Source organism: Streptomyces sp. CB01580, assembly GCF_001905795.1.
GTDB lineage: Bacteria > Actinomycetota > Actinomycetes > Streptomycetales > Streptomycetaceae > Streptomyces.
In genome coordinates this window covers 14,856-34,394 of record NZ_LIXJ01000006.1, presented here as the reverse complement: position 1 = coordinate 34,394, position 19,539 = coordinate 14,856, and the positions used below count along the sequence as shown (strand labels likewise).

At 69.6% G+C, this 19,539-nt stretch carries 21 protein-coding genes and 1 pseudogene; 9 read left to right on the top strand and 13 right to left on the bottom strand.

Features of this window, described 5'->3' with window-relative positions; all coding sequences use genetic code 11:
• The first annotated feature begins 84 nt into the window (after positions 1-84).
• Positions 85-2,403 (top strand): 5-methyltetrahydropteroyltriglutamate--homocysteine S-methyltransferase, encoded by a 2,319-nt coding sequence (metE, locus tag AMK22_RS11745; protein ID WP_073784112.1) that lies wholly within the window; start codon positions 85-87, stop codon positions 2,401-2,403.
• Between the two features lie 61 nt (positions 2,404-2,464).
• Here metE and AMK22_RS11740 read toward each other — a convergent pair.
• The 4 genes and pseudogenes from AMK22_RS11740 to AMK22_RS42285 all read right to left on the bottom strand — a co-directional run.
• A pseudogene (locus AMK22_RS11740) lies at positions 2,465-2,706 on the bottom strand (citrate/2-methylcitrate synthase); the annotation flags it as partial.
• A 285-nt stretch (positions 2,707-2,991) separates the two neighbouring features.
• Complete coding sequence (locus tag AMK22_RS11735) at positions 2,992-3,825, bottom strand: cytochrome c oxidase assembly protein (protein ID WP_073784110.1); 834 nt, start codon at positions 3,823-3,825, stop codon at positions 2,992-2,994.
• A complete protein-coding gene (locus tag AMK22_RS11730; protein ID WP_073784444.1) occupies positions 3,825-4,376 on the bottom strand; it encodes a DUF2243 domain-containing protein in 552 nt (183 codons plus the stop codon). The genes AMK22_RS11735 and AMK22_RS11730 overlap by 1 nt, the downstream gene beginning before the upstream one ends.
• The gene (locus AMK22_RS42285; protein WP_079186093.1) at positions 4,373-4,708 is read right to left on the bottom strand and encodes a hypothetical protein; all 336 of its coding nucleotides are present in this window, start codon (positions 4,706-4,708) and stop codon (positions 4,373-4,375) included. The genes AMK22_RS11730 and AMK22_RS42285 overlap by 4 nt, the downstream gene beginning before the upstream one ends.
• Before the next feature lie 356 nt (positions 4,709-5,064).
• Between AMK22_RS42285 and AMK22_RS11720 the strand changes: the two genes are divergently transcribed.
• The 3 genes from AMK22_RS11720 to AMK22_RS11715 all read left to right on the top strand — a co-directional run bounded on the left by AMK22_RS11720 (position 5,065) and on the right by AMK22_RS11715 (position 7,146).
• Positions 5,065-5,244, top strand: a complete 180-nt coding sequence (locus tag AMK22_RS11720; RefSeq protein WP_073784106.1) for a CsbD family protein — start codon at positions 5,065-5,067, stop codon at positions 5,242-5,244.
• A gap of 309 nt (positions 5,245-5,553) precedes the next feature.
• On the top strand, positions 5,554-6,186 hold the full coding sequence (locus tag AMK22_RS39135; protein WP_143203550.1) for a histone protein: 633 nt from the start codon (positions 5,554-5,556) through the stop codon (positions 6,184-6,186).
• Between the two features lie 6 nt (positions 6,187-6,192).
• Positions 6,193-7,146 (top strand): SRPBCC family protein, encoded by a 954-nt coding sequence (locus tag AMK22_RS11715; RefSeq protein WP_073784104.1) that lies wholly within the window; start codon positions 6,193-6,195, stop codon positions 7,144-7,146.
• A 331-nt stretch (positions 7,147-7,477) separates the two neighbouring features.
• Here AMK22_RS11715 and AMK22_RS11710 read toward each other — a convergent pair whose 3' ends face one another.
• The 8 genes from AMK22_RS11710 to AMK22_RS11675 all read right to left on the bottom strand — a co-directional run bounded on the left by AMK22_RS11710 (position 7,478) and on the right by AMK22_RS11675 (position 11,381).
• Positions 7,478-7,882 (bottom strand): gas vesicle protein K, encoded by a 405-nt coding sequence (locus tag AMK22_RS11710; RefSeq protein WP_073784102.1) that lies wholly within the window; start codon positions 7,880-7,882, stop codon positions 7,478-7,480.
• A 2-nt stretch (positions 7,883-7,884) separates the two neighbouring features.
• Positions 7,885-8,106, bottom strand: coding sequence for a gas vesicle protein (locus tag AMK22_RS11705; RefSeq protein WP_073784442.1), 222 nt, complete (start codon positions 8,104-8,106; stop codon positions 7,885-7,887).
• A gap of 5 nt (positions 8,107-8,111) precedes the next feature.
• On the bottom strand, positions 8,112-8,924 hold the full coding sequence (locus AMK22_RS11700) for a GvpL/GvpF family gas vesicle protein (RefSeq protein ID WP_073784100.1): 813 nt from the start codon (positions 8,922-8,924) through the stop codon (positions 8,112-8,114).
• Positions 8,921-9,385 carry a gas vesicle protein gene (locus tag AMK22_RS11695; protein ID WP_073784440.1) on the bottom strand — a complete coding sequence of 155 codons (465 nt, stop codon included), beginning with the start codon at positions 9,383-9,385 and terminating at the stop codon, positions 8,921-8,923. The genes AMK22_RS11700 and AMK22_RS11695 overlap by 4 nt, the downstream gene beginning before the upstream one ends.
• Positions 9,386-9,494: 109 nt before the next feature.
• Positions 9,495-9,746 (bottom strand): gas vesicle protein GvpG, encoded by a 252-nt coding sequence (locus AMK22_RS11690; RefSeq protein ID WP_073784098.1) that lies wholly within the window; start codon positions 9,744-9,746, stop codon positions 9,495-9,497.
• 8 nt (positions 9,747-9,754) lie between these two features.
• Positions 9,755-10,468 (bottom strand): GvpL/GvpF family gas vesicle protein, encoded by a 714-nt coding sequence (locus tag AMK22_RS11685; RefSeq protein WP_073784096.1) that lies wholly within the window; start codon positions 10,466-10,468, stop codon positions 9,755-9,757.
• Positions 10,469-10,471: 3 nt separating this feature from the next.
• Positions 10,472-10,915, bottom strand: a complete 444-nt coding sequence (locus AMK22_RS11680; protein ID WP_073784094.1) for a gas vesicle structural protein GvpA — start codon at positions 10,913-10,915, stop codon at positions 10,472-10,474.
• Positions 10,916-10,997: 82 nt separating this feature from the next.
• Positions 10,998-11,381, bottom strand: a complete 384-nt coding sequence (locus AMK22_RS11675) for a gas vesicle protein GvpO (protein WP_073784092.1) — start codon at positions 11,379-11,381, stop codon at positions 10,998-11,000.
• Positions 11,382-11,651: 270 nt separating this feature from the next.
• Here AMK22_RS11675 and AMK22_RS11670 point away from each other — a divergent pair, with 270 nt between their 5' ends.
• The 3 genes from AMK22_RS11670 (at position 11,652) to ctaF (ending at position 14,567) form a co-directional block, all read left to right on the top strand.
• Positions 11,652-11,873, top strand: a complete 222-nt coding sequence (locus AMK22_RS11670) for a DUF6480 family protein (protein WP_073784090.1) — start codon at positions 11,652-11,654, stop codon at positions 11,871-11,873.
• 586 nt (positions 11,874-12,459) lie between these two features.
• Entirely contained in the window at positions 12,460-14,181 is a 1,722-nt protein-coding gene (gene ctaD / locus AMK22_RS11665; protein ID WP_073784088.1) for an aa3-type cytochrome oxidase subunit I, read from the top strand.
• Complete coding sequence (gene ctaF / locus AMK22_RS11660) at positions 14,178-14,567, top strand: aa3-type cytochrome oxidase subunit IV (protein WP_073784086.1); 390 nt, start codon at positions 14,178-14,180, stop codon at positions 14,565-14,567. The genes ctaD and ctaF overlap by 4 nt, the downstream gene beginning before the upstream one ends.
• A gap of 83 nt (positions 14,568-14,650) precedes the next feature.
• On the opposite strand, the gene qcrB is transcribed toward ctaF, so the two are convergent.
• On the bottom strand, positions 14,651-16,288 hold the full coding sequence (qcrB, locus tag AMK22_RS11655; protein ID WP_443333288.1) for a cytochrome bc1 complex cytochrome b subunit: 1,638 nt from the start codon (positions 16,286-16,288) through the stop codon (positions 14,651-14,653).
• Positions 16,289-16,958: 670 nt separating this feature from the next.
• Between qcrB and AMK22_RS11650 the strand changes: the two genes are divergently transcribed.
• Together AMK22_RS11650 and AMK22_RS11645 are read left to right on the top strand one after the other, a co-directional pair.
• A complete protein-coding gene (locus AMK22_RS11650) occupies positions 16,959-18,092 on the top strand; it encodes a site-2 protease family protein (protein WP_073784084.1) in 1,134 nt (377 codons plus the stop codon).
• 377 nt (positions 18,093-18,469) lie between these two features.
• Positions 18,470-19,396 carry a glyoxalase gene (locus AMK22_RS11645; protein WP_073784082.1) on the top strand — a complete coding sequence of 309 codons (927 nt, stop codon included), beginning with the start codon at positions 18,470-18,472 and terminating at the stop codon, positions 19,394-19,396.
• Positions 19,397-19,539: the final 143 nt, after the last annotated feature.

Genomic DNA, 19,539 nt, shown 5'->3' with positions numbered 1-19,539 from the left:
GCCGTCCTGGCTGGGTTCGCCATCCCTTCGCGCTCTCGTCCCGTCCCCGGGATCTCAGGGATTCATCTCGCGAAGGAGATCTCCGTGACACCGAAGTCCGCAGCCGCGGCAACACGGGCCACCGTGTACGGCTACCCCCGTCAGGGCCGGAACCGGGAACTGAAGAAGGCCGTCGAGGGCTACTGGAAGGGCCGCGTCACGGCCGACGCCCTCCGGGCCACCGCCGCCGACCTGCGCCGGAGCAACTGGCGGCAACTCGCCGACGCCGGCATCCACGAGGTGCCGACCGGCGACTTCTCGTTCTACGACCATGTCCTGGACACCACCGTCATGGTCGGTGCGATCCCCGAACGCCATCGGGACGCCGTCACCGCCGATGCCCTGGACGGCTACTTCGCCATGGCCCGCGGCACCCAGGAGTTGGCGCCGCTGGAGATGACCAAGTGGTTCGACACCAACTACCACTATCTCGTCCCGGAACTGGGCCCCGACACCGTCTTCACCGCCGACTCGGCCAAGCAGACGGGCGAGTTGAAGGAGGCCCTCGCGCTCGGACTCACCGCCCGGCCCGTGCTCGTGGGCCCGGTCACCTATCTGCTGCTCTCCAAGCCGGCTCCCGGCGTGGCCGCCGACTTCGATCCGCTCACCCTGCTGGATGGGCTGCTGCCGGTGTACGCCGAAGTCCTCGCCGACCTGCGAGCCGCCGGCGCCGCGTGGGTGCAGTTGGACGAGCCCGCCCTGGTCCAGGACCGCACCCCTGCCGAGCTGAACGCCGCCGAGCGCGCCTACCGCGGCCTCGGCACGCTCACCGACCGTCCGAAGCTGCTGGTCGCCTCCTATTTCGACCGGCTCGGCGACGCCCTGCCGGTCCTGGCCAAGGCCCCGGTCGACGGTCTTGCGCTGGACTTCACCGAGGGCGCCGCCGCCAATCTGGACGCGCTCGCCGCCGTCGGCGGACTGCCCGGCAAGCGACTGGTCGCCGGAGTGGTCGACGGCCGCAACATCTGGGGCAACGACCTCGCCAAGTCCCTGTCCACGCTGGGCACGCTGCTGGGCCTGGCCGACCGGGTCGACGTGTCGGCCTCCTGCTCCCTCCTCCACGTGCCGCTGGACACGGCACCGGAGCGGGACATCGAACCGCAGATCCTGCGCTGGCTGGCGTTCGCACGGCAGAAGACGCGGGAGATCGTCACACTCGCCAAGGGCCTCGCCCAGGGCACCGATACGATCGCCGCCGAACTCGCCGCGAACCGGGCCGACCTCGCGTCCCGCGCACACTCGCCCATCACCCACGACCCGGCGGTCCGCGCCCGTGCCGCCGCCACGACGGAGGCCGACGCGCGCCGCTCCCAGCCGTACGCCGAGCGCACCGCCGCCCAGCGCGCACACCTCGGCCTGCCGCTGCTGCCGACCACCACCATCGGCTCGTTCCCGCAGACCGACGAGCTGCGCGCCGCGCGAGCGGACCTGCGGGCCGGCCGGATCGACACGGCAGGGTACGAGGAACGCGTCAAGGCCGAGATCCAGCAGGTGATCGCCTTCCAGGAGAAGACGGGCCTGGACGTCCTCGTGCACGGCGAGCCCGAACGCAACGACATGGTCCAGTACTTCGCCGAACAGTTGACCGGCTACCTCGCCACCCAGCACGGCTGGGTGCAGTCCTACGGCACCCGCTACGTGCGCCCGCCGATCCTGGCAGGTGACATCTCCCGTCCCGAGCCGATGACGGTCCGCTGGACGACGTACGCGCAGTCCCTCACCGACCGCCCGGTCAAGGGCATGCTCACCGGGCCGGTCACCATGCTCGCCTGGTCCTTCGTCCGCGACGACCAGCCGCTCGGGGAGACCGCCCGGCAGGTCGCCCTCGCCCTGCGCGAGGAGGTGAGCGACCTGGAGGCGGCCGGTACGTCGGTCATCCAGGTCGACGAGCCCGCCCTGCGCGAGACCCTGCCGCTGCGCGCCGCCGACCGCGACGCCTACCTCGCGTGGGCGACCGAGGCGTTCCGGCTCACCACCGGTGGCGTACGTCCGGACACCCAGATCCACACCCACATGTGCTATGCCGAGTTCGGCGACATCGTCCAGGCCATCGACGACCTCGACGCCGACGTCATCAGCCTGGAGGCCGCGCGCTCGCACATGCAGGTCGCCCGCGAACTCTCCGACCACGGCTACCCGCGCGAGGCCGGACCGGGCGTCTACGACATCCACTCCCCCCGCGTCCCGAGCTCCGAAGAAGCGGCGGATCTGCTGCGCACCGGTTTGAAGGCCATCCCGGCGGAACGGCTGTGGGCCAATCCCGACTGCGGACTGAAGACCCGCGGCTGGCCCGAGACCCGCGCCTCCCTGGAGAACCTGGTCGCCGCGGCCCGCACGGTCCGCGGTGAGCTCTCCCCGTCCTGAGCGGCCGGAACACCGGGGCCGGGGTGCTCGGCGCCCCGGCCCCGCCGAGCACCGCACGGCCCGCGCCGAAGCACGTGCGGAAGAAGTTCTCCGCGTACCCAGGTCCGGGTCGGGCGGGATCGGGTCGGGGCACCGGAGGCGGCGCTGGTCGGCCGCGACCACCGTGGGCAGTTTCACGAACAGGGTCAGGGACTTGGCGCGGTTGGCGGCGAGACCGCCGTCGTCGTCGGTCGGGTCCTCGACGCCGAAGAAGCTGACGGCCGCGCGCAGCACGTCCATCGGGTGGCAGGTCTCGGGCAGCCGCCCGACGGCCAGGGCATCTCCGTGTTCCTCGGCCCACGCCATCCCGCCCGGTCCCTGGCGTCCCTTTCCCTGTGACTTCCCGGGGTCGCTCTTCCCTGTGACACCGGAGCTGCGCCCGCGCACACGGCCAAGTCCGCCGCCCTGGGGTTACGGCTGACGGACCGACGCCTGCGGGGCCCACTCCGGGCACCCGCGTCCGGCACCACGCCCTGCGTCAGTCCTCGGGGCCGCCGCCCGCGGTCCGGTTCGCCCGGCCTTCCCCCCATCGCCGTGACGTGTCGGTTTTCAGACAGGTGTCGGAGCGGCTCCGGTCTCGACGACGCGTGGCGGTGCCGTACGCCGACGGTCGGGTCGCCATGTGGTCACCAAGGCGGCGGCCAGGAGCAGTTCGGCGCCGTCACCGCCGTAGTACATGATCTCCGCGCCCCCTCGGACCTGGTCGATCGGCGCGTGGATGTGGACCCGGAAGCCGCCATACATGAGTTGCGAGACCACCGCGTGCATCGCGACGGCCACCCCGAGACAGACCAGACGTGCGCGCACGCCCGGTCGCGCAGGGGCGGGGTCGGGACCGGCGATGGCGTGGGTGAACAGGCATCCGGACAGGAAGAAGTGCGCGTGCAACAGCCAGTGCGCCGCCGGTACACCCACGATCGCGTTGTACAAGGGGGTGAAGTAGAGCGGGACGAGGCTGCCGACGGAGAGCGTGAGGGCCACCGCCGGTCGGGCGACGAACCGGGCCGGCGTGCTGCGCAGCATGCCGGTCAGCCGACGGGCCCGGGGCGCGGGCAGGGTGCGCAGCAGGAGGGTGACGGGCGCTGCCAGGACGAGCGCGAGCGGCGAGTACATGCCGATGAGCAGATGCTGGATCATGTGCGCGCGGAAGTCGTCGTGGGCCAGGGACGCCACCGGCGACAGCAGAGCCGCCCCGAGCAGGACGGTCCCGGTCAGGAAGCTCGCCGTTCGCCACGGGCTCCAGCCCAGGACCGGATTGCGGCGGCGGGCCCGGTGTGCCAGCAGCAGGTACGCGCCGGCGGCCGCCGACAGGGCGAGCGCGGGCAGCAAGATCTCAAGGGCCCCGTCGCCCAGGGGCTGGTGCACGGACACGTCATGTCCCATCAGGCGTGCCGACCTTCCTCACGGCGGGCGGGCGCGGTCGGATCGAAGGGCCGGCCGCTGCGCTGCAGCAGGTAGCCGGCAGCGATCAGCACAGCGCCCAGGACCAGGAAGCCGATGTCCCACCAGACCTGGCCGTTTCCGGAGTGGACGTGGTGGATGCCCAGGACGTGGTGGTCCAGGACGCCCTCGACGAGGTTGAACAGGCCCCAGCCGACGAGCATCCAGCCCCACAGCACCCGCGACCGCCACACCCGTAGACGGTCGCGGGTGACGCGCGCGTACAGGATGGCCAGTCCGATCAGTACGGCGAGCCAGCACACGGTGTGGAAGACGCCGTCCCACACCGTGTTCATCTCCAGTCCGGAGACCGTGTTCGGGTCGTAGTACTTGATTCCGATACGGTCGTGGTCGGTGCTGCTGAGCATGTGGTGCCACTGCAGGACCTGATGCAGCAGAATGCCGTCGGCGAACCCGCCCATCCCCACCCCGAGCACGATGCCCGGCAACCTGAGACACCCCGACACCGAACCGTCCCGCGTCTCACCCGTCATCGTGGCCACCGTCGGCCTCCCTTCCCGCACCTGGATCCGGAGTTCTCTCCGAAGGAGCTTCCCTCTTCGCGGTGCTCGCCCATGCCTATCTGCTCCATTCGGCCCAACCACCACCAGGAGCGCCCCTCGGAGCCCGGCGGCAACGGCTCGCCGCCGGGCTCCGAGGAGTGCACCGTGGCGCGCAACCGATGACCGTTCAACTCGCCCTCCGCTGCGGCATCCGGAGCCGCGGGGATGTCCCAGTCCGGCAGGGACAGCAGCGCGCCACGCCCCTGCGTCACCCTGAAGGAGCCGCCGAACAGGGCCTTGCCCGTGGTGGCGCCCAACGCCACCACGAGCTCCGGATCGATCCGGCGCAGTTCGGCTGCCGGCCAAGGGCGGCAGGCCGTGATCCCCCGGAGGTTCGACGCCTTGTGAATATGCCACTTCTGCGCCCCCGTGAGGGGCGCGAACTTGAAGTGCTTGCGCTCGCATCGGTCGGCGACGCCGGGCAGCGGACCGTGGCCACGTCCCTCAAGCCACTATCCGGCTCGACCGGCTGGTAACACGGCCCCAGTGGCACCACCGCATCGGCCCGCTTTCAATGAGTCGTTTCCACTTTCAATGAATCGTTTCCACACCGCGCCGATGACTCGGACAGGAACTACGTTTGAAAGAGAGCTCTGAACAGCCCAGCGGAGGAGTCGCAATGGCTCACGGAAGCGGCAAGGACAAGATCAAGGGCAAGGCGAAGGAAACCATGGGCAAGTTGGCGGGAGACCGCCGCAAGGAAGCCGAGGGAAAGGCCGAGCAGGCCAAGGGCGAGATCAAGAAGAAGATGAGTGGCGGCCGTGACCGCACCCCGCCTCATGTACCGCCCGCTCGGTAGCCATCGATGACCCTTCCGCCGCACGACCGGAGAAGGTCGGCGGGGCGGAAACGTGAGACGGCCCGCACGGCCCCTCCGGGAAGTGCGGGCCGTTCGCGGCTCTGGAGCGTTCTCCCGCTCCTCCGGGCCCATTTCCAAGGGCTCCCGCGAAGGCCCGGTCGACGGCGTGAGCACGAAACAGCGGAAGCAGCGGAACAGAGCCGGAGGAATCCGTTCTCGCACTGTTCCGCTCGAAACCCGTGAGAACTCGGCACCCAAAGGAACCCGACGTCTGTGAGAGCTCGACGTCGTTGAGAGGGTGAACAACCCATGACCGATGTGAACAGACTGTTGCTCGCCGTGGCGGTGGCAGGCGGTTACGTTCTGGGGCGGACCAAGAAGGGGCGGCTCGCCCTCGCGGTAGCGTCCTATGCGGCCGGCCGTCAGTTCGGGGTCGAGCCACGGAAAATCGTCACCGAGGGCGCGAAAAGGCTCGGGGAGATTCCCCAGGTCGCGGATCTGGGCGATCAATTGCGGGGCGAACTGATGGCGGTCGGTCGCGAAGCCGTATCAGCGGCCGCCGATCGTCGTCTCTCCGCTTTCGCCGATGCTCTTCACGAGCGGACTCTTCGCTTGGAGGGCTCCGGTGAGGAGGAGGACCGGGACGGTCCGGACGGGAAGGACCTCGATCAAAACGACGAGGAAGAGGGACACGAGAAGGAGCACGCACACGAGGACCGCGCGAGAGGACCGCGCGCCCGCGGCACCTCGGAAAAGAAGCCTGGTGACCGCGCGGGCAGAGGCAACGGCACGAGGAGGACGGGCGACCGCAAGCGGGCGGCCGGGGGGACGACGCCTTCCAAGAAACCCTCACCCCGGCGGCAGACCGCCGAAAGGGCCGCTCCCGGGAAGAAGACTCCTTCCTCGGAGAAGGCACCGTCACGCGCCGGGCGCCGGAGGTGACCAGTCATGGCACAGCGGCTCAAGGAGGCCGAGGTTTCGGGGTTCGACCGGTTCCGCGACGAACTGGGGGACTATCTGTCGGCTCGCGTCGGAGACCTGGCGGAGCGGGCGAGCGACAAGCTGTTCGACGTGACGGACCAGCTCGTCGATGTCGCGCGCAACGGCGGGTCGCTCTCCCGAGTGGGTGCGAGCCTTCTCGGCGGCGGCTCCCCCGTCAAAGCGGTGCTCTCCGGAACGGCGAAGAGCGTGAAGGACGCGCTCCTGGACAAGACGGGGAGCCTTCTCGGCGGCGGCAAGGGACACGCGCCGGGAGACAAGAAGGTCACCAACATCGTCGAGGTGATCGATGTGGGAGTCCCCTTGCGCACGGCCTACGACCACTGGACACACTACGAGAAGTTCAGCGGGTTCACCAAGGGTGTGCGCAACGTCTCGCGGTCCGACGAGACGACGAGCGACTGGAAGGCCAAGGTCGGCCCCTCGACCCGTGGCTGGAAGGCAACCGTCCAGGAGCAGGTGCCCGATGAGCGCATCGTCTGGAGATCCGAGGGCCCCAAGGGGACGACACGGGGTGCCGTGAGCTTCCACGAACTGGCTCCCGGCCTGACACGCATCGTGCTGGTCGTCGAGTACTTCGCATCGGGGCTGTTCGAGAAGACGGGCAACCTCTGGCGCGCGCAGGGCCGGAGACTGCGGCTGGACCTCAAGCACTTCCAGCGCCACGTCACTCTCGCCGACGAGGAGCCCGAGGGGTGGCGCGGTGAGATCCGTGACGGCGAAGTGGTACGAACCCACGAGCAGGCCGTCGAGGACGAGGAGGCGCGGTGGGACCGCGAGTCGGACGAGGAGGAGAGCGAAGGAGACGAGGAGGAAGAGGGGCCGGAGGCGGACGACGAGTGGGAGGAGGACGAGGAAGAACCCGAGGACGAGGACGGGCGTGAGGACGACGAGCCGGACTGACCGACGTGTCCCCCCTTCGCGCCCCGCCCTGGGCCGCGTCGTCGAAGTGCCGCCTGCCGTGCGACGCCCGGCGCACACGCTGGCCGAACGACGGCACTTCGACGACACGTCCGTCACCGCCGCCGTCACGTTGTACGCCGACTCTGTGTTGCAGGCCGACCACCGCTTCGCAACCGGCCTTCGACGTGCGCGTGGACGGTGACGGCATCGTGCGCGCCCGGTTGCCCGGAGCGGGTCAGGCGCTCCGTGAGCCGCAACCCGTCCGCTGCAACCCGCGGGGGCCGACCGCGCGGGGGCCGACCGCGTCCGGTGACCGCAGGACGCCGCGCTCTCATTCCCGGGGAGGCAGCAGAGTGCCGAGCGGGCCGAGGTCCAGGTTGAGGTCGCTCATGGTGAGGCCGTACCGGGCACAGAGTTCGGTCATCCGGTCGTGCAGAATCATCAGTGTCGCCCCCAGTCGCTCCTCCTGCTCCGCCGTGAGGTCCCCCGCCTCGACCCTGTGCAGCGCCTGCCGCTCCATGAGCTGCCGCAGCAACTCGACGATGGTGAGGACGAGTTTCATCAGGTCGCGTTCGACCGTGTCGGGATCCGCGTTCACCCTGCGGGCCGGCCGCCGAGCGCCTCGCGGGACGTGCGGGACGTCCTCGTCCCTCGTGGGCAGGGACCGCAGCGCGCGGTCGGCGGCTTCGGCGATCTCGCCGAGACGGCTGTGCGGCAGGTGCTGCTCGCCTGTCATCGTCACCTCCACGGGCGTGGAGAGGTCTCCCACGGGGCGGGGGTCCGCTCGCTGATGGAGACGATCAGCGAGCGCAGGGAGATGCGCACGAGGTCGATGTCGGCGATCGACAGCACGATGTCGCCGGTGAGGACGACCCCTCCACTGAGCAACCGGTCCAACAGGTCGATCAACGCCACCTGCCGGTCGGGAAGCGGCTCCTCGGACGGCACCGGTGGCCCCATGGCCGTCACCGCGCCACCCCCTCCCCGCCCTGCGGCAGGTCGGGAGTCGCGAACGAGTACGGAGCCCAGGGGCCCGTGATCTCGACGCGCACGCCCTCGAACCCGTCTGCCGCCGACGCCACGTGGGCCCGGAATTCGTCGGTGCAGCTCGACGGGACGAGATAGGCGTCGTTGGCGACGTTCTGTCCTGCCCCGGACGCGAGCACGCCCTGCTGCGGGCGGTGCCTGACCCTGCCGACCGAGTAAGGGCGGGCGGCCGACTCGATTCGTTCGGTCACGTGTCCGGCATGGCGATAGGCGTCGTCCCGGGCGCTGCGCTGGACCCTGCGACGGCTCAGATAGGCCCGTCCGGGGCCCAGGCCCTCATCGGCGGACGGTTCCTCCCGGCCTTCCGCCATCGGCTCGTCGACGAAGACCTTGACGCCCCATTCGGCTCGGGAGGCCAGGGCCTCGAGCCGGGAACCGAACGCGTCGCAGCGGTCCGCGAGCACGGACCGCACCCGCTCGTCGTCGTGGTACAGGGTCACCAGCCGCAACGGCAGGACGGTGGTGCGTGCCGCCAGCGCCTCGACCACCCGGTGGTGCGCCCTGGCGGTGGACTCCAACCAGTCCAGGTCCTCCAGATGGAGCCGCAGCACGTTCTCCTCGAACTCGCTTGCCGGTACGAAGCTGACGGCGATCACCAGGCCGTCGCAGTGTTCCGAGCGCACCAGGCGGACCGGCGCCCCGGAGACCCCGAAGAGACCGGCCAGCGTCCGCTCCAGCCCTCCGTCGTCGCGTGCGACCGCGTACGCGTAGCTGATGGCGTCGGCGGTCATGGCTCGTCCCGTTCATCGGCCCGGTGCGGCCGTTCCCGCTTCCGTTCCCGTTCCGGCCCCCGCTCCTGTTCCCGTTCCTGGTGAGGAGCGCCGCGGCGGATCTCCGCGGTGGATTCCCCCTGTCGGCCGGTCAGCGGTTCGGCACCTCGGCGTAGTTCCTCGATCTCGGCGCGCAGACGTTCGTTCTCGTCGGTGAGCGAGCGGTATCCGTCGTGAGCGCGGGAGGAGAGCGACGGGTCGTGCTCCCACCAGTCGATGCCCATCTCCTTGGCCTTGTCCACCGACGCGACCAGCAGACGGAGCTTGATGGTGAGCAGTTCGATGTCCAGGAGGTCGATGCGTATGTCGCCCGCGATGACGATTCCCTTGTCCAGGACCCGCTCCAGTATGTCCGCGAGGTTGGCCGACGTGCCCTGGCCGTAGGGTCCGTAGGGTGCGGACCTGGACGGCAGGTCTCCCAGCCTCCTGGCGACGGGTTCGGTCACAGCCACTGCACCTCGTTTCCCTGTTGTCCGGCGCGTCGGCGACACGCCGGGGGCGTGCGGCCCCATGGAGGAGGGCGTTGCCCGTTCAGGCGCTGTTCCCCCGGCCACGGGCCCTGATCTCGTCCAACCGGTCAAGGAGTTCGTCCTCGCGCCGGTCGAACGTCTCCTCGTCGATCTCGCCCGACAGGAGCCGACATTCGAGAGCGGCGAGTTCCCGTTCGACCGGCCCGGGGTCGTAGTACTCGTTCTCCGCCGCCTCCACGACGCGCTCGATCACCCACGCCGCCCCGCGCACGGGGGCCAGGGGCAGAGTGACCAGTTGGGTGAGCAGTCCCATCCCTCCTCCTAAACGAAGCTGTACGGGGCCAGCGGTCCACGCAGCCGCAGGTCGTAGTCCGATCCGAGTCCTTTCGCGAGTTCCTGTTCGGCGGCGAGGAAGGACTTCTCCTTCCCCTGCTCCACCAGGAAGGACGCGTTGAGGAAGTCGTCCCCCGCCGACTGTGACGCGTGCTCCTCCCGGGCGAAGCCGCGCAGAGAATCGACGATCGTCTCGGCCGTGCGCCCCTGCCGGTCCCGCACCTCGCCGGCCACCAGCTCGCCGAGCGTGAACGGAAGTTGCGGATCCTCACGACCGCCTCTGATCTCGTCGTTCAGCCTGCGCGCCTCCTCGGAATCGCGCAGGATCTGCCGTAGCAGTGCGCTCTGGTCCTGGCCGGCTTTCAGGTTGTACTCGACACACCCTTCCAGTGCCCGCAGACGCTCGAGGAACCACTCGGTGCGTTCCTCCAGCACTGCGCGTACCGCGTCGTCGTCCGTCGTGATGAAGCCGAACTGCAGGGGAAGTACGGTGCCGTCGCCCATCAGACGCTCCTGCACCGCGTGATGTGCGGCGAGATCCCGGCGTTTGGGCCGCAGCTCCTCCGGGGCGTCGCTGACGACGGCGGACAACTTCTCCGAGTCCACGGTGCGCAGGGTCGTCGGCGGGTCGCCCACGCCGGGCAGGCCGTCCAGCCGCTGCGGATGCGTTCTGTCGACGACGGTGTACACGTACACGGCCATGGCTCACTCCCTCCGGCGCCGGGCAGCGGGCCGACGCCTCGGCCGCTCCCGTTCCTCCTCGGCCTCCGCGGTCTCCTCGTCGTCGTCCCGGCCTCCCTTGAGAGCGTCGCTCAGGACTTCGGCCGCGCCGCTCAGTGCGCCCTTGGCCTTGCCGCGGGAGCCGCCCTCGGTCACCTCTCCGACCACGTCGGTGAGTTGAGCGGGCGCCTTGCGCCCCGCCTCCAGGTCGAGGCGGTTGCACGCCTCCGCGAAGCGCAGGTACGTGTCCACGCTGGCCACGACGACGCGGGCGTCGACCTTCAGGATCTCGATGCCGACCAGTGAGACCCGCGCGAAGACGTCGATGACCAGGCCGCGGTCGAGTATCAGGTCGAGGATGTCGTAGAGATTGGCGGAGCCTCCGCCGCCGGTGGCGACGGTTCCCGCGCCTTGCGGCACCACAGTCATGGGTGCCTCCCTTCAGGTAAAGCCTCCGGCGCCGGGCGCGGCCATACCCTCCTTCTGGCGTGTGCCGACGGCGTCCGGTGTGTCAACGGCCCCGGTCCACCTGCCCCCGCGTGTAGCGGCGGGTGCGTTCGTACGCCACCAGTTCGCCTTCCTCGTCCAGCAGGACCCGGTAGCTCGCCATGACGCTGGTGGTGCCGGGAACGCGTTCCAGCTCCAGCACCTCTATGTCGGCCTGCCAACCCTCATCGGTCGGCCTGACCGCCGACACCGATTCCGGTGCTCGCCCCAACAACTCCCGCAACTGGTCGGCCGCCCGTCGCATGGCCTGCGGCGCGGTCACGGCGTGTGTCGCACGTCCGGCTCCATTCGTCCGGTCGTCGCCCTGCCGGTCACCGGCCTTTTCGGCGGCCTTCCTGCCCGACGGTCGCTTGAGGCGCTGCGTCTCGTCTTCTTCGGCTGCGGCCATGTTCACTCTCCGAAGGCGGAGATAACCTACTGTTCTCACCACAATGCGGCGCTACTTCATGATATAGGGCTTTCCGCCGTCACCCTCAGCCGTGAGTTCTCCCGCGCAAAGGGGCGCGGACCCGACGGCACGGCAGAGACCCGTCCCGTCGCAGGTCGGAGCGGCAGAGCGTCGGACATCGACCCGATGACGCCGGGCACCAACCCGATGAAGAGCGGACCTCTCCGCAAGGAAATGGTGCGATTGATATCAAATGGGTAGATACAGAGTATGACCATGGGGAATCCGGATCCTGATCCGCGCCATACGACCGGCCTGGAGCCCGGCGGCGGCGTTCCTCCCGGCGAGACGCCCCCCGCCGAAGGCAGCACCTCCGAAGCAGGGCCGCGCAACGAACCCCCCAGGGGATGGGCGGCAGGGCCACTGATCGCCATTCTTGTCGTCGTCGTATTCGTGGCGGCCTTCTTCCTCGTCTATGCCGTGTTGGTATGACAGGCAGTCTCGACGTGCCTGCACAACGGGACGCCGCGCGCACCGGCGACGAGTGGAGTACACCCACCTCGCCGACCTGATCCCGGTACGCAGAAACCGCTTTCTGGCGTCGGCCCCACGGCTGATGGGACGGCCACCGAAACGCATCGCCCCGGCAGGGGCGCACGGCATTCTCCGTCGACCTGAACTGCTCACCCGTTCGGCGGCGAATCCTCCGCGGAGGGGGTTTCGTTCATATCGGTGGAGAGCCGCTGCCCGCTTCGGCTCCCCGTGACGGTGTCCGGAACTCGGGGTGCCGGACACCGTCACGGCTCTGCGTGGGCCCCGTCGTGACCGAAGCGGTGCCGTCGCTCCTCGTCCGCACCGCCCTCCGTCCGGGAGGACGGGCCACACCCCTCCCCGGCAGCGCTACGCCGTGGCCTCACCGCGATGTCACCGGCCTCCCGTGCCACCGAACGCGGACGCCCACCGGTGCCTGCGGCGGGTCGTCGGCTCACAGGAAGGTGTCCGGCCGTCAGAAGGAGACCACCCAGCTTGCGCGGCGGCGGGCCCCGTCACCGCCGCCGTGCGGAACCACGGAGGCACCATGTCACAGCTGGAACACCTGCAGCGGACACCGCCGGAGAAGGCTGTGACCGACAACCCCCGTGTGCGCATGGGCTGCCGGATCCGGGAGATCGTGACGACCACCGATCACAAGACGATCGGCAACATGTACCTCGTCACCTCGTTCGCCTTCTTCCTGTTCGCCGGGGTTCTGGCGATGGTCATGCGCGCCGAACTGGCACGACCGGGGCTCCAGATCCTGAATCCGACTCAGTACAACCAGCTTTTCACCGTGCATGGCACGGTCATGATGCTGCTGTTCGCGACGCCCACGTTCGCCGGGTTCGCGAACGCCGTCATGCCGCTGCAGATCGGCTCGCCCGACGTGGCGTTTCCGCGGCTCAACGCGCTGACCTACTGGCTCTTCCTCTTCGGAGGGCTGATGGTCGTCGGCGGTCTCGTCGTCCCCGGCGGTGCCGCCTCCTTCGGCTGGTTCGCCTACGCCCCGCTGAACAGCGCCATCCGCACGCCCGGGGCCGGCGGTGACCTCTGGGCCATGGGGCTGGTCCTGAGCGGCATCAGCACCACGCTGGGGTCCGTCAACTTCATCGCCACGATCGTCTGCCTGCGCGCCCCGGGAATGACGTTGTTCCGGATGCCGATCTTCACCTGGAACATCCTCTTCACCTCGATCCTGGTCCTGCTGGCGTTCCCGGTGCTGACGGCGGCCCTGTTGACGCTGATGGCCGACCGCAAGTTCGGGGCGCACGTCTACGATCCCGCCAACGGCGGGGCGCTGCTCTGGCAGCACCTGTTCTGGTTCTTCGGGCATCCGGAGGTCTACATCGTCGCGTTGCCGTTCTTCGGCGTCGTGACCGAAATCCTTCCCGTGTTCAGCCGCAAACCCGTCTTCGGTTACGTCGGGATGGTGGGGGCCACCATCGCCATCACCATGCTCTCGGCCTCCGTCTGGGCCCACCACATGTTCGCCACGGGGGCCGTGCTGCTGCCCTTCTTCTCGCTCATGTCGTTCCTGATCGCGGTGCCGACCGGTGTGAAGTTCTTCAACTGGATCGGCACGATGTGGCACGGAAGCCTGTCGTTCGAGACACCGATGCTCTGGGCCCTCGGCTTTCTCACCACGTTTCTCCTGGGCGGACTGAGCGGCGTCCTCGTCGCGTCGCCGCCACTGGACTTCCACGTCACCGACAGCTATTTCGTCGTGGCCCACCTCCACTACGTGCTGTTCGGCACCATCGTCTTCGCCATGTTCGGCGGCTTCTACTTCTGGTGGCCCAAGATGACCGGCAGGATGCTCGACGAACGGCTCGGCCGGATCCACTTCTGGACGCTGTTCATCGGCTTCCAGACCACCTTCCTCGTACAGCACTGGCTCGGTGAGATGGGGATGCCCCGCCGGTACGCGGACTATCTCGCGAACGACGGCTTCACCGTGCTCAACACCGTCTCCTCGGTGGGCGCCTTCCTCCTCGGGATCTCCACACTGCCCTTCCTCCACAACGTCTGGAAGACGGCCCGGCACGCTCCGATGGTGACGGTGAACGACCCCTGGGGATTCGGCCGTTCACTGGAATGGGCCACCTCCTGTCCCCCGCCGCGGCACAACTTCGAGTCACTGCCGCGGATCCGCTCCGACTCCCCCGCGTTCGATCTCCACCATCCGGAGGCACTCGCGCCGAAGGCGGCGGGGCCGGGCGGAATCACGCCCGCACCGGACACGATCGGAGGGCGGGGCGCATGAGACCGGAGGCACGACTCTTCGCCGGCGTGGCACTGTTCTTCCTGTTCACCGGCGCCGCCTACATCTGGTTCGCGCGCGAACCGGCCGGCGCCACGGCGCTCACCGTCTCCTTCCTCATGTCGGCGCTCGTCAGCTTCTTCTGTTGGGCGAACCACCGCAGGAGGGGCGCGAGGCCCGAGGACCGTCCGGACTCGGACATCCAGGAGCGTTCCGGCCTCGTGGACTTCTTCCCGCCGCACAGCGCCTATCCGGTGACCGTCGCCGTGGGCATGGTGCTGATGGCCCTGGGCGTGGTCTATGCGCTCTTCCTGTTCCTCATCGGCCTCGCCGTCACCCTGTGCGGGGTCTTCGGCATGACGTTCCAGTTCGCCGACCGGGAGGACTGAGACCGCTCAGGAGCAGCGGCGCGTGCCGACGCCGGACCCGGCATACGGACGCGCCGCTGTCCCATGACCGGGGCCACCGTCCCTCACCGCTCGTCCGACTCGCCGACCGGGTCTCTGAGCCTCTCCTCGATCTGTGCGCGCTGTTCCTCCGTCGTCGGCATGTCGACCCGGTCGCCGTAGTACCAATTGCTCAGCCGGAAGCGGACGCGGGCCCGGCGCGAGGCCCTCCTGCCGGGCGCGGCCAGCGGCCGGGGAACATCCCTCACCAGCGCCCGGTAGCGCCGCTTGCCGTCGAGCGGCCGGTGGCCGCCGCTGATCGCGCCATAGACGTTCTGCTCCACACGCCCCGTCTCCAGTCCCTTTTCCACCAGCTGACGTTCGCGTGCCTGCAACGCGAGACACACGCGCTTGGTGACGAGATAGGCGATCAACGGCCCCACGACCAGCACGACCCTGAGGATCCATGTCAGTGTCTCGATGGAGACGTCGAAGACGAACGCCGTCACGTCGTTGCCGCCCGCGGCCAGCAGCACCGCGTAGAAGACGATGGCCGCCACGCCCAGGCCCGTGCGCGTGGCACGGTCCCGGGGGCGGTCGCACAGGTGGTGTTCGCCCACGTCACCGGTGATCCACTTCTCGAAGAAGGGATACAGGTAGAGAACCAGGAAGAACACCCCCGGCAGCAGCACCGCCGGAACCAGCACGTTCCACATCAGTGTGTGTCCCGCCACCACGTTCTCCCAGGCGGGCATGAGCCGCAGCGCGCCCTCAAGGAACCCGACGTACCAGTCCGGCTGCGACCCGGTGGAGACCTGATCCGCCCGGTAGGGGCCGTAGCTCCACACCGGATTGATCTGAGCGGTGGCGCCGAGCCACGCGATGACAGCGGCGACCATCATGCTCAGTCCCGCCGACTTGGCGGTGAAGTGCGGGAACATCGGCTGTCCCACCGCGTTGCGGTTGGTCCTTCCCGGTGCCGACCACTGAGTGTGTTTCAGGTACACGACCATTCCCAGGTGGAGGATCACCAGGCCGATGAGAAGACCGGGGACGAACAGGACGTGGACGACGTAGAGGCGCGGGAGGATCGACTGACCCGGGAACGTTCCGCCCCACAGGAAATGACTCAGGTACGTGCCGACGACGGGCAGGGAACCCACGATGGTGTCCGCGGTGCGCAGTCCGGTTCCGGACAGCAGGTCGTCCGGCAGGGAGTAGCCGCAGAAGCCCTCCAGGAGGGCGAGGAGGAACAGCGTCACGCCCACCATCCAGTTGCCCTCCCGGGGCCGGCGGAACGCTCCGGTGAAGAACACTCGGAGCAGATGCGCTCCCAGGGCCGCGACGAAGATCAGGGCGGCCCAGTGGTGCATCTGCCGGACCAGCAGCCCGCCCCGCACGTCGAAACTGAGGTGCAGCGTCGTGGCGTACGCCTGAGAGACCCTCAGGCCGTGCAGCGGACCGTAGGAACCCAGGTACGTCCCCTGCTTCATGCTGGGATCGAAGAAGAGCGTCAGAAAGGTGCCCGTGACCACCAGGACGAGCAGGCTGTACAGGGCGAGTTCGCCCAGGAGGAAGGACCAGTGGTCGGGGAACGCCTTGCGCATCATCCCCCGGGCGGCCTCCGAGACGGGCGCGCGCCGGTCGGCCGCGACATAGCCCGCCTCGGCGATCCGGCGCGTCTTCTCCTTGAGCGCTCGCCTGCGTCCGGGGAACAGAAGCACCGTTCGACTCCCTCCTCGGCTTGCGGGTGGCACACCCGGGAAGCGCGCCCGCGGCGCACAGCGCGCCCCTGTGCACTATGCGGACTGTCCTGCGCGTACTCCCGCATTACGCAGATCAGGGGCACGGCACTCGCACGGTGCCGCCGGACGGGGGACATCGGTCTTCGGGCACGTCCGGCCGGGCCCGGCGCACGCACGCACCGGTCCGGGGCGTTTCTCCCAGGGTGCGGCGCACAACCGCCGAAGCTCCCGCGACCGGTGGGCGACGGCGCTGCGTCGCGGAAGAGGCGGAAGTGGGACCATGGGGCATGTGGGACGTCCCACTCGAATGGGGCGACCGGGCGAGAGAAGGGCTGTCAACATGTCCGACTCCGAGTTCTAACGCCGTGACCGGCCCGATGACGCCGGCCTCCCGAGGACCGGCCGCGTGGAGGCGGTCCGCAGGATCCGTCTCACAGGCACCGGACCCCTCGGGTGTGGACCATCCTGATCATCATCGTGCCGGCGGTCGCCGTCGTCGTTCCGCTGATCCGAACCGGGCCCGACGGGTCCGGAACCTGTTCGTCGCAAGTCCGCCGGACGCCGACGCCCTCTTCGGCCCGTCGGCCATGGGCGGAGACCTGTCGTACGTCGAGCGGCGCCGGAGAGACGCCGAGCAAGGAGGGACGCCGTGCGGGCCACCTTGACGCTGGGGCGGATCGCGGGGGTCCGGGTCGGGGTCCACTGGAGCGTGCTGTTCATCTTCGTCATCATCGCGTTCGGCCTCGCACAGGGCCGGTTCCCCCACACGTATCCGGGCCATGCCCCGGTCGTGTACTGGACGGCGGGCCTCGGGGCCGCCCTGGTCTTCCTGGCCTCACTGCTGGCGCACGAACTCGCGCACGCCGTGGTGGCCCGGCGCAACGGGGTGGCCGTCGACGACATCGTGCTGTGGCTGCTGGGCGGGGTGGCCCGGCTCAAGTCGGAGGCGTCGAGCCCGGCGGCGGAACTGCGCATCGCGGGTGTCGGTCCGCTGGTCAGCCTCCTGCTGGGCGGACTCTTCGTCCTGGGTGACTGGCTGCTCACCCTGGTGTCCGCGCCCGGGCTCCTGATCGAGGTGGTGGCCTGGCTCGCGGGCATCAACCTGCTGCTCGCCGTCTTCAACGCCCTGCCGGCCGCCCCGCTCGACGGCGGACGGTTGTTGCGCGCCTTCTTGTGGTGGCGTACGGGAGACCGGCTGCGGGCGACCGCCGGGGCCAGCGCGGCGGGACGCGTCCTCGGCTGGCTGCTCGTCGTGCTGGGGCTGGTGGCGTTCATGAGGGGCGGCGGGTTCGGAGGACTCTGGCTGGCCCTGATCGGCTGGTTCCTCATCGCTGCCGCCACCGCCGAGGGGAGGCAGGCCCAGCTGCGCGGCCTGCTCGCAGGGGTGCCGGTGCGTGACGTCATGACGAGGGATCCGGTCACCGCGCCCGTGGGCCTGACGGTGGCGGACCTGCTGGCCGACCCGCGTTACCGGTACCGGCACTCCGCGTTCCCCGTGACCGGCGAGCACGGAGAAGCGGTCGGGCTCGTGACCCTGAACTCCGCCAGGCAGGTGCCGCCCGGGCAGGACGGGACGGTGACGGTCGGCGAGGTGATGGTGCCGCTGTCACAGACCGTCGTCGCGGGTGCGGACACCGCGCTCGCGGATCTGCTGCCCCGCATGGAACCCGGCGCCGAGCACCGCGTCCTGGTCGTGGACGAGGGCGAACTCGTCGGAATCCTGTCGCTGTCCGACGTCAGCCGTACGGTGAACTGGCTCATGAAGTCCGCCCCGCGGCGGTGAGAGCGCCTCCAGGGCGTGTTGCGAAAGTGGCGTCGTCCGCCCGAAGGGCGGGGCCCGCGGGGCCTGCGGCGCCCCGGCACTCGCCGTCCCGGCTCCGCACGACGGGCCCAGGGGGCGGACGCGGGCATCGGAGCCGGGCATCGGGGTCGGGCGTCGTCCTGGGGGCAGCACCGGTGTCGTCCGAGGAGCGGGCGGCGGCGAGGGCCCGGCGTTCGTGGCGTGACCCGCTCTCCGAGGTGCAGCCGAGCGCGGACCTTTTTACTCTACGTAGGCATGCGGTTCCGGTACGCAGTCGCAGGGATGCGACGGAAGGCCCCGGCAGGGACTGCCCGGGCCGAGAACATCCCGACAGTCGTTCCCGACTCGGAGGAGCCCTCATGAGGAAACGCGTTCTCGCCTGCCTTCTGCCCCTGGCGGCCGTATCCGGCCTGCTGGTCACCCGCACGGCCCCCACCTCGGCCGACGCCCCGGAGGCCGCCGCCCAGGACAGCACTCGAATAGCGGTCGGCCCTCAGTACGACACGACGCACGTGTACGTCGAACCGGGCAAGGTGCCCGCCTTCACCGCCAGTTGGAAGGCCACCTTCGGCGGGACGAACACCGCCGTATCGGTCACCGACGTCACCCCCACCCCCAGTCGGACGAAGTCCGAACTCATCTTCTCGCCGGTCGGCACCCTGTCCGTCTTCGACTTCCAGACGCCCGTCCCGTACCCGTTCGGAACAGAACGCACCGGATGGCTCGTGACGAGCATGGACGTCGGCATCCGGCACGCGCGCGCCAGCGGGGCCGATGTCATCGTCTCCCCCTTCCCCGACCCCCTCGGCCAGGACGCGGTCATCCAGTTCCCGGGCGGGGTCAACACACAGATCTACTGGCACACCAAGGCTCCGGCGTACAAGCCGCTGGAGACGGTCCCGGAGAACCGGGTGTACGTGTCGCCCGACGCCGTGAGCGCGTTCCTGCGCTCCTATCTGAGGTTCACCGGCGGATCGATCGTCTCCGACACGCCGAAGGCGGACGCGGGCGAGATCGGGCTGACCGGGAAGACGTACCGCAGGATCCGCCTCACCTCGCCGTTCGGGAAGACCGTCGTCACCGTCTCCGACGGACATCTGCCCTACCCGTTCGGGCGAGAGGTGACCGGATACCAGGTGGCGAACCTCGCAACGACGCTGGGCAAGGCCAGGGCCGCCGGTGCCACGGTGTTGTGGGGGCCCCGCCCCTCGGCGGGCCGCAACAGTGCACTCGTGAAGTTCCCCGGCGGATACACCGCCGAGATCCATGACGGCGCGTCCCGCTGACCCCGCGTTCGACGGCTACCGGCCCGCCGGGCGGCGACGAGGACTTGGCGGAGCCGCCCCGGAGGCGGCAGGGCCCTGCGGGTCGGGCGGACCGGTGCGTCGCCGAATCCGCGACACCCCGCCGTCGGGGCGGAGCACGCCGC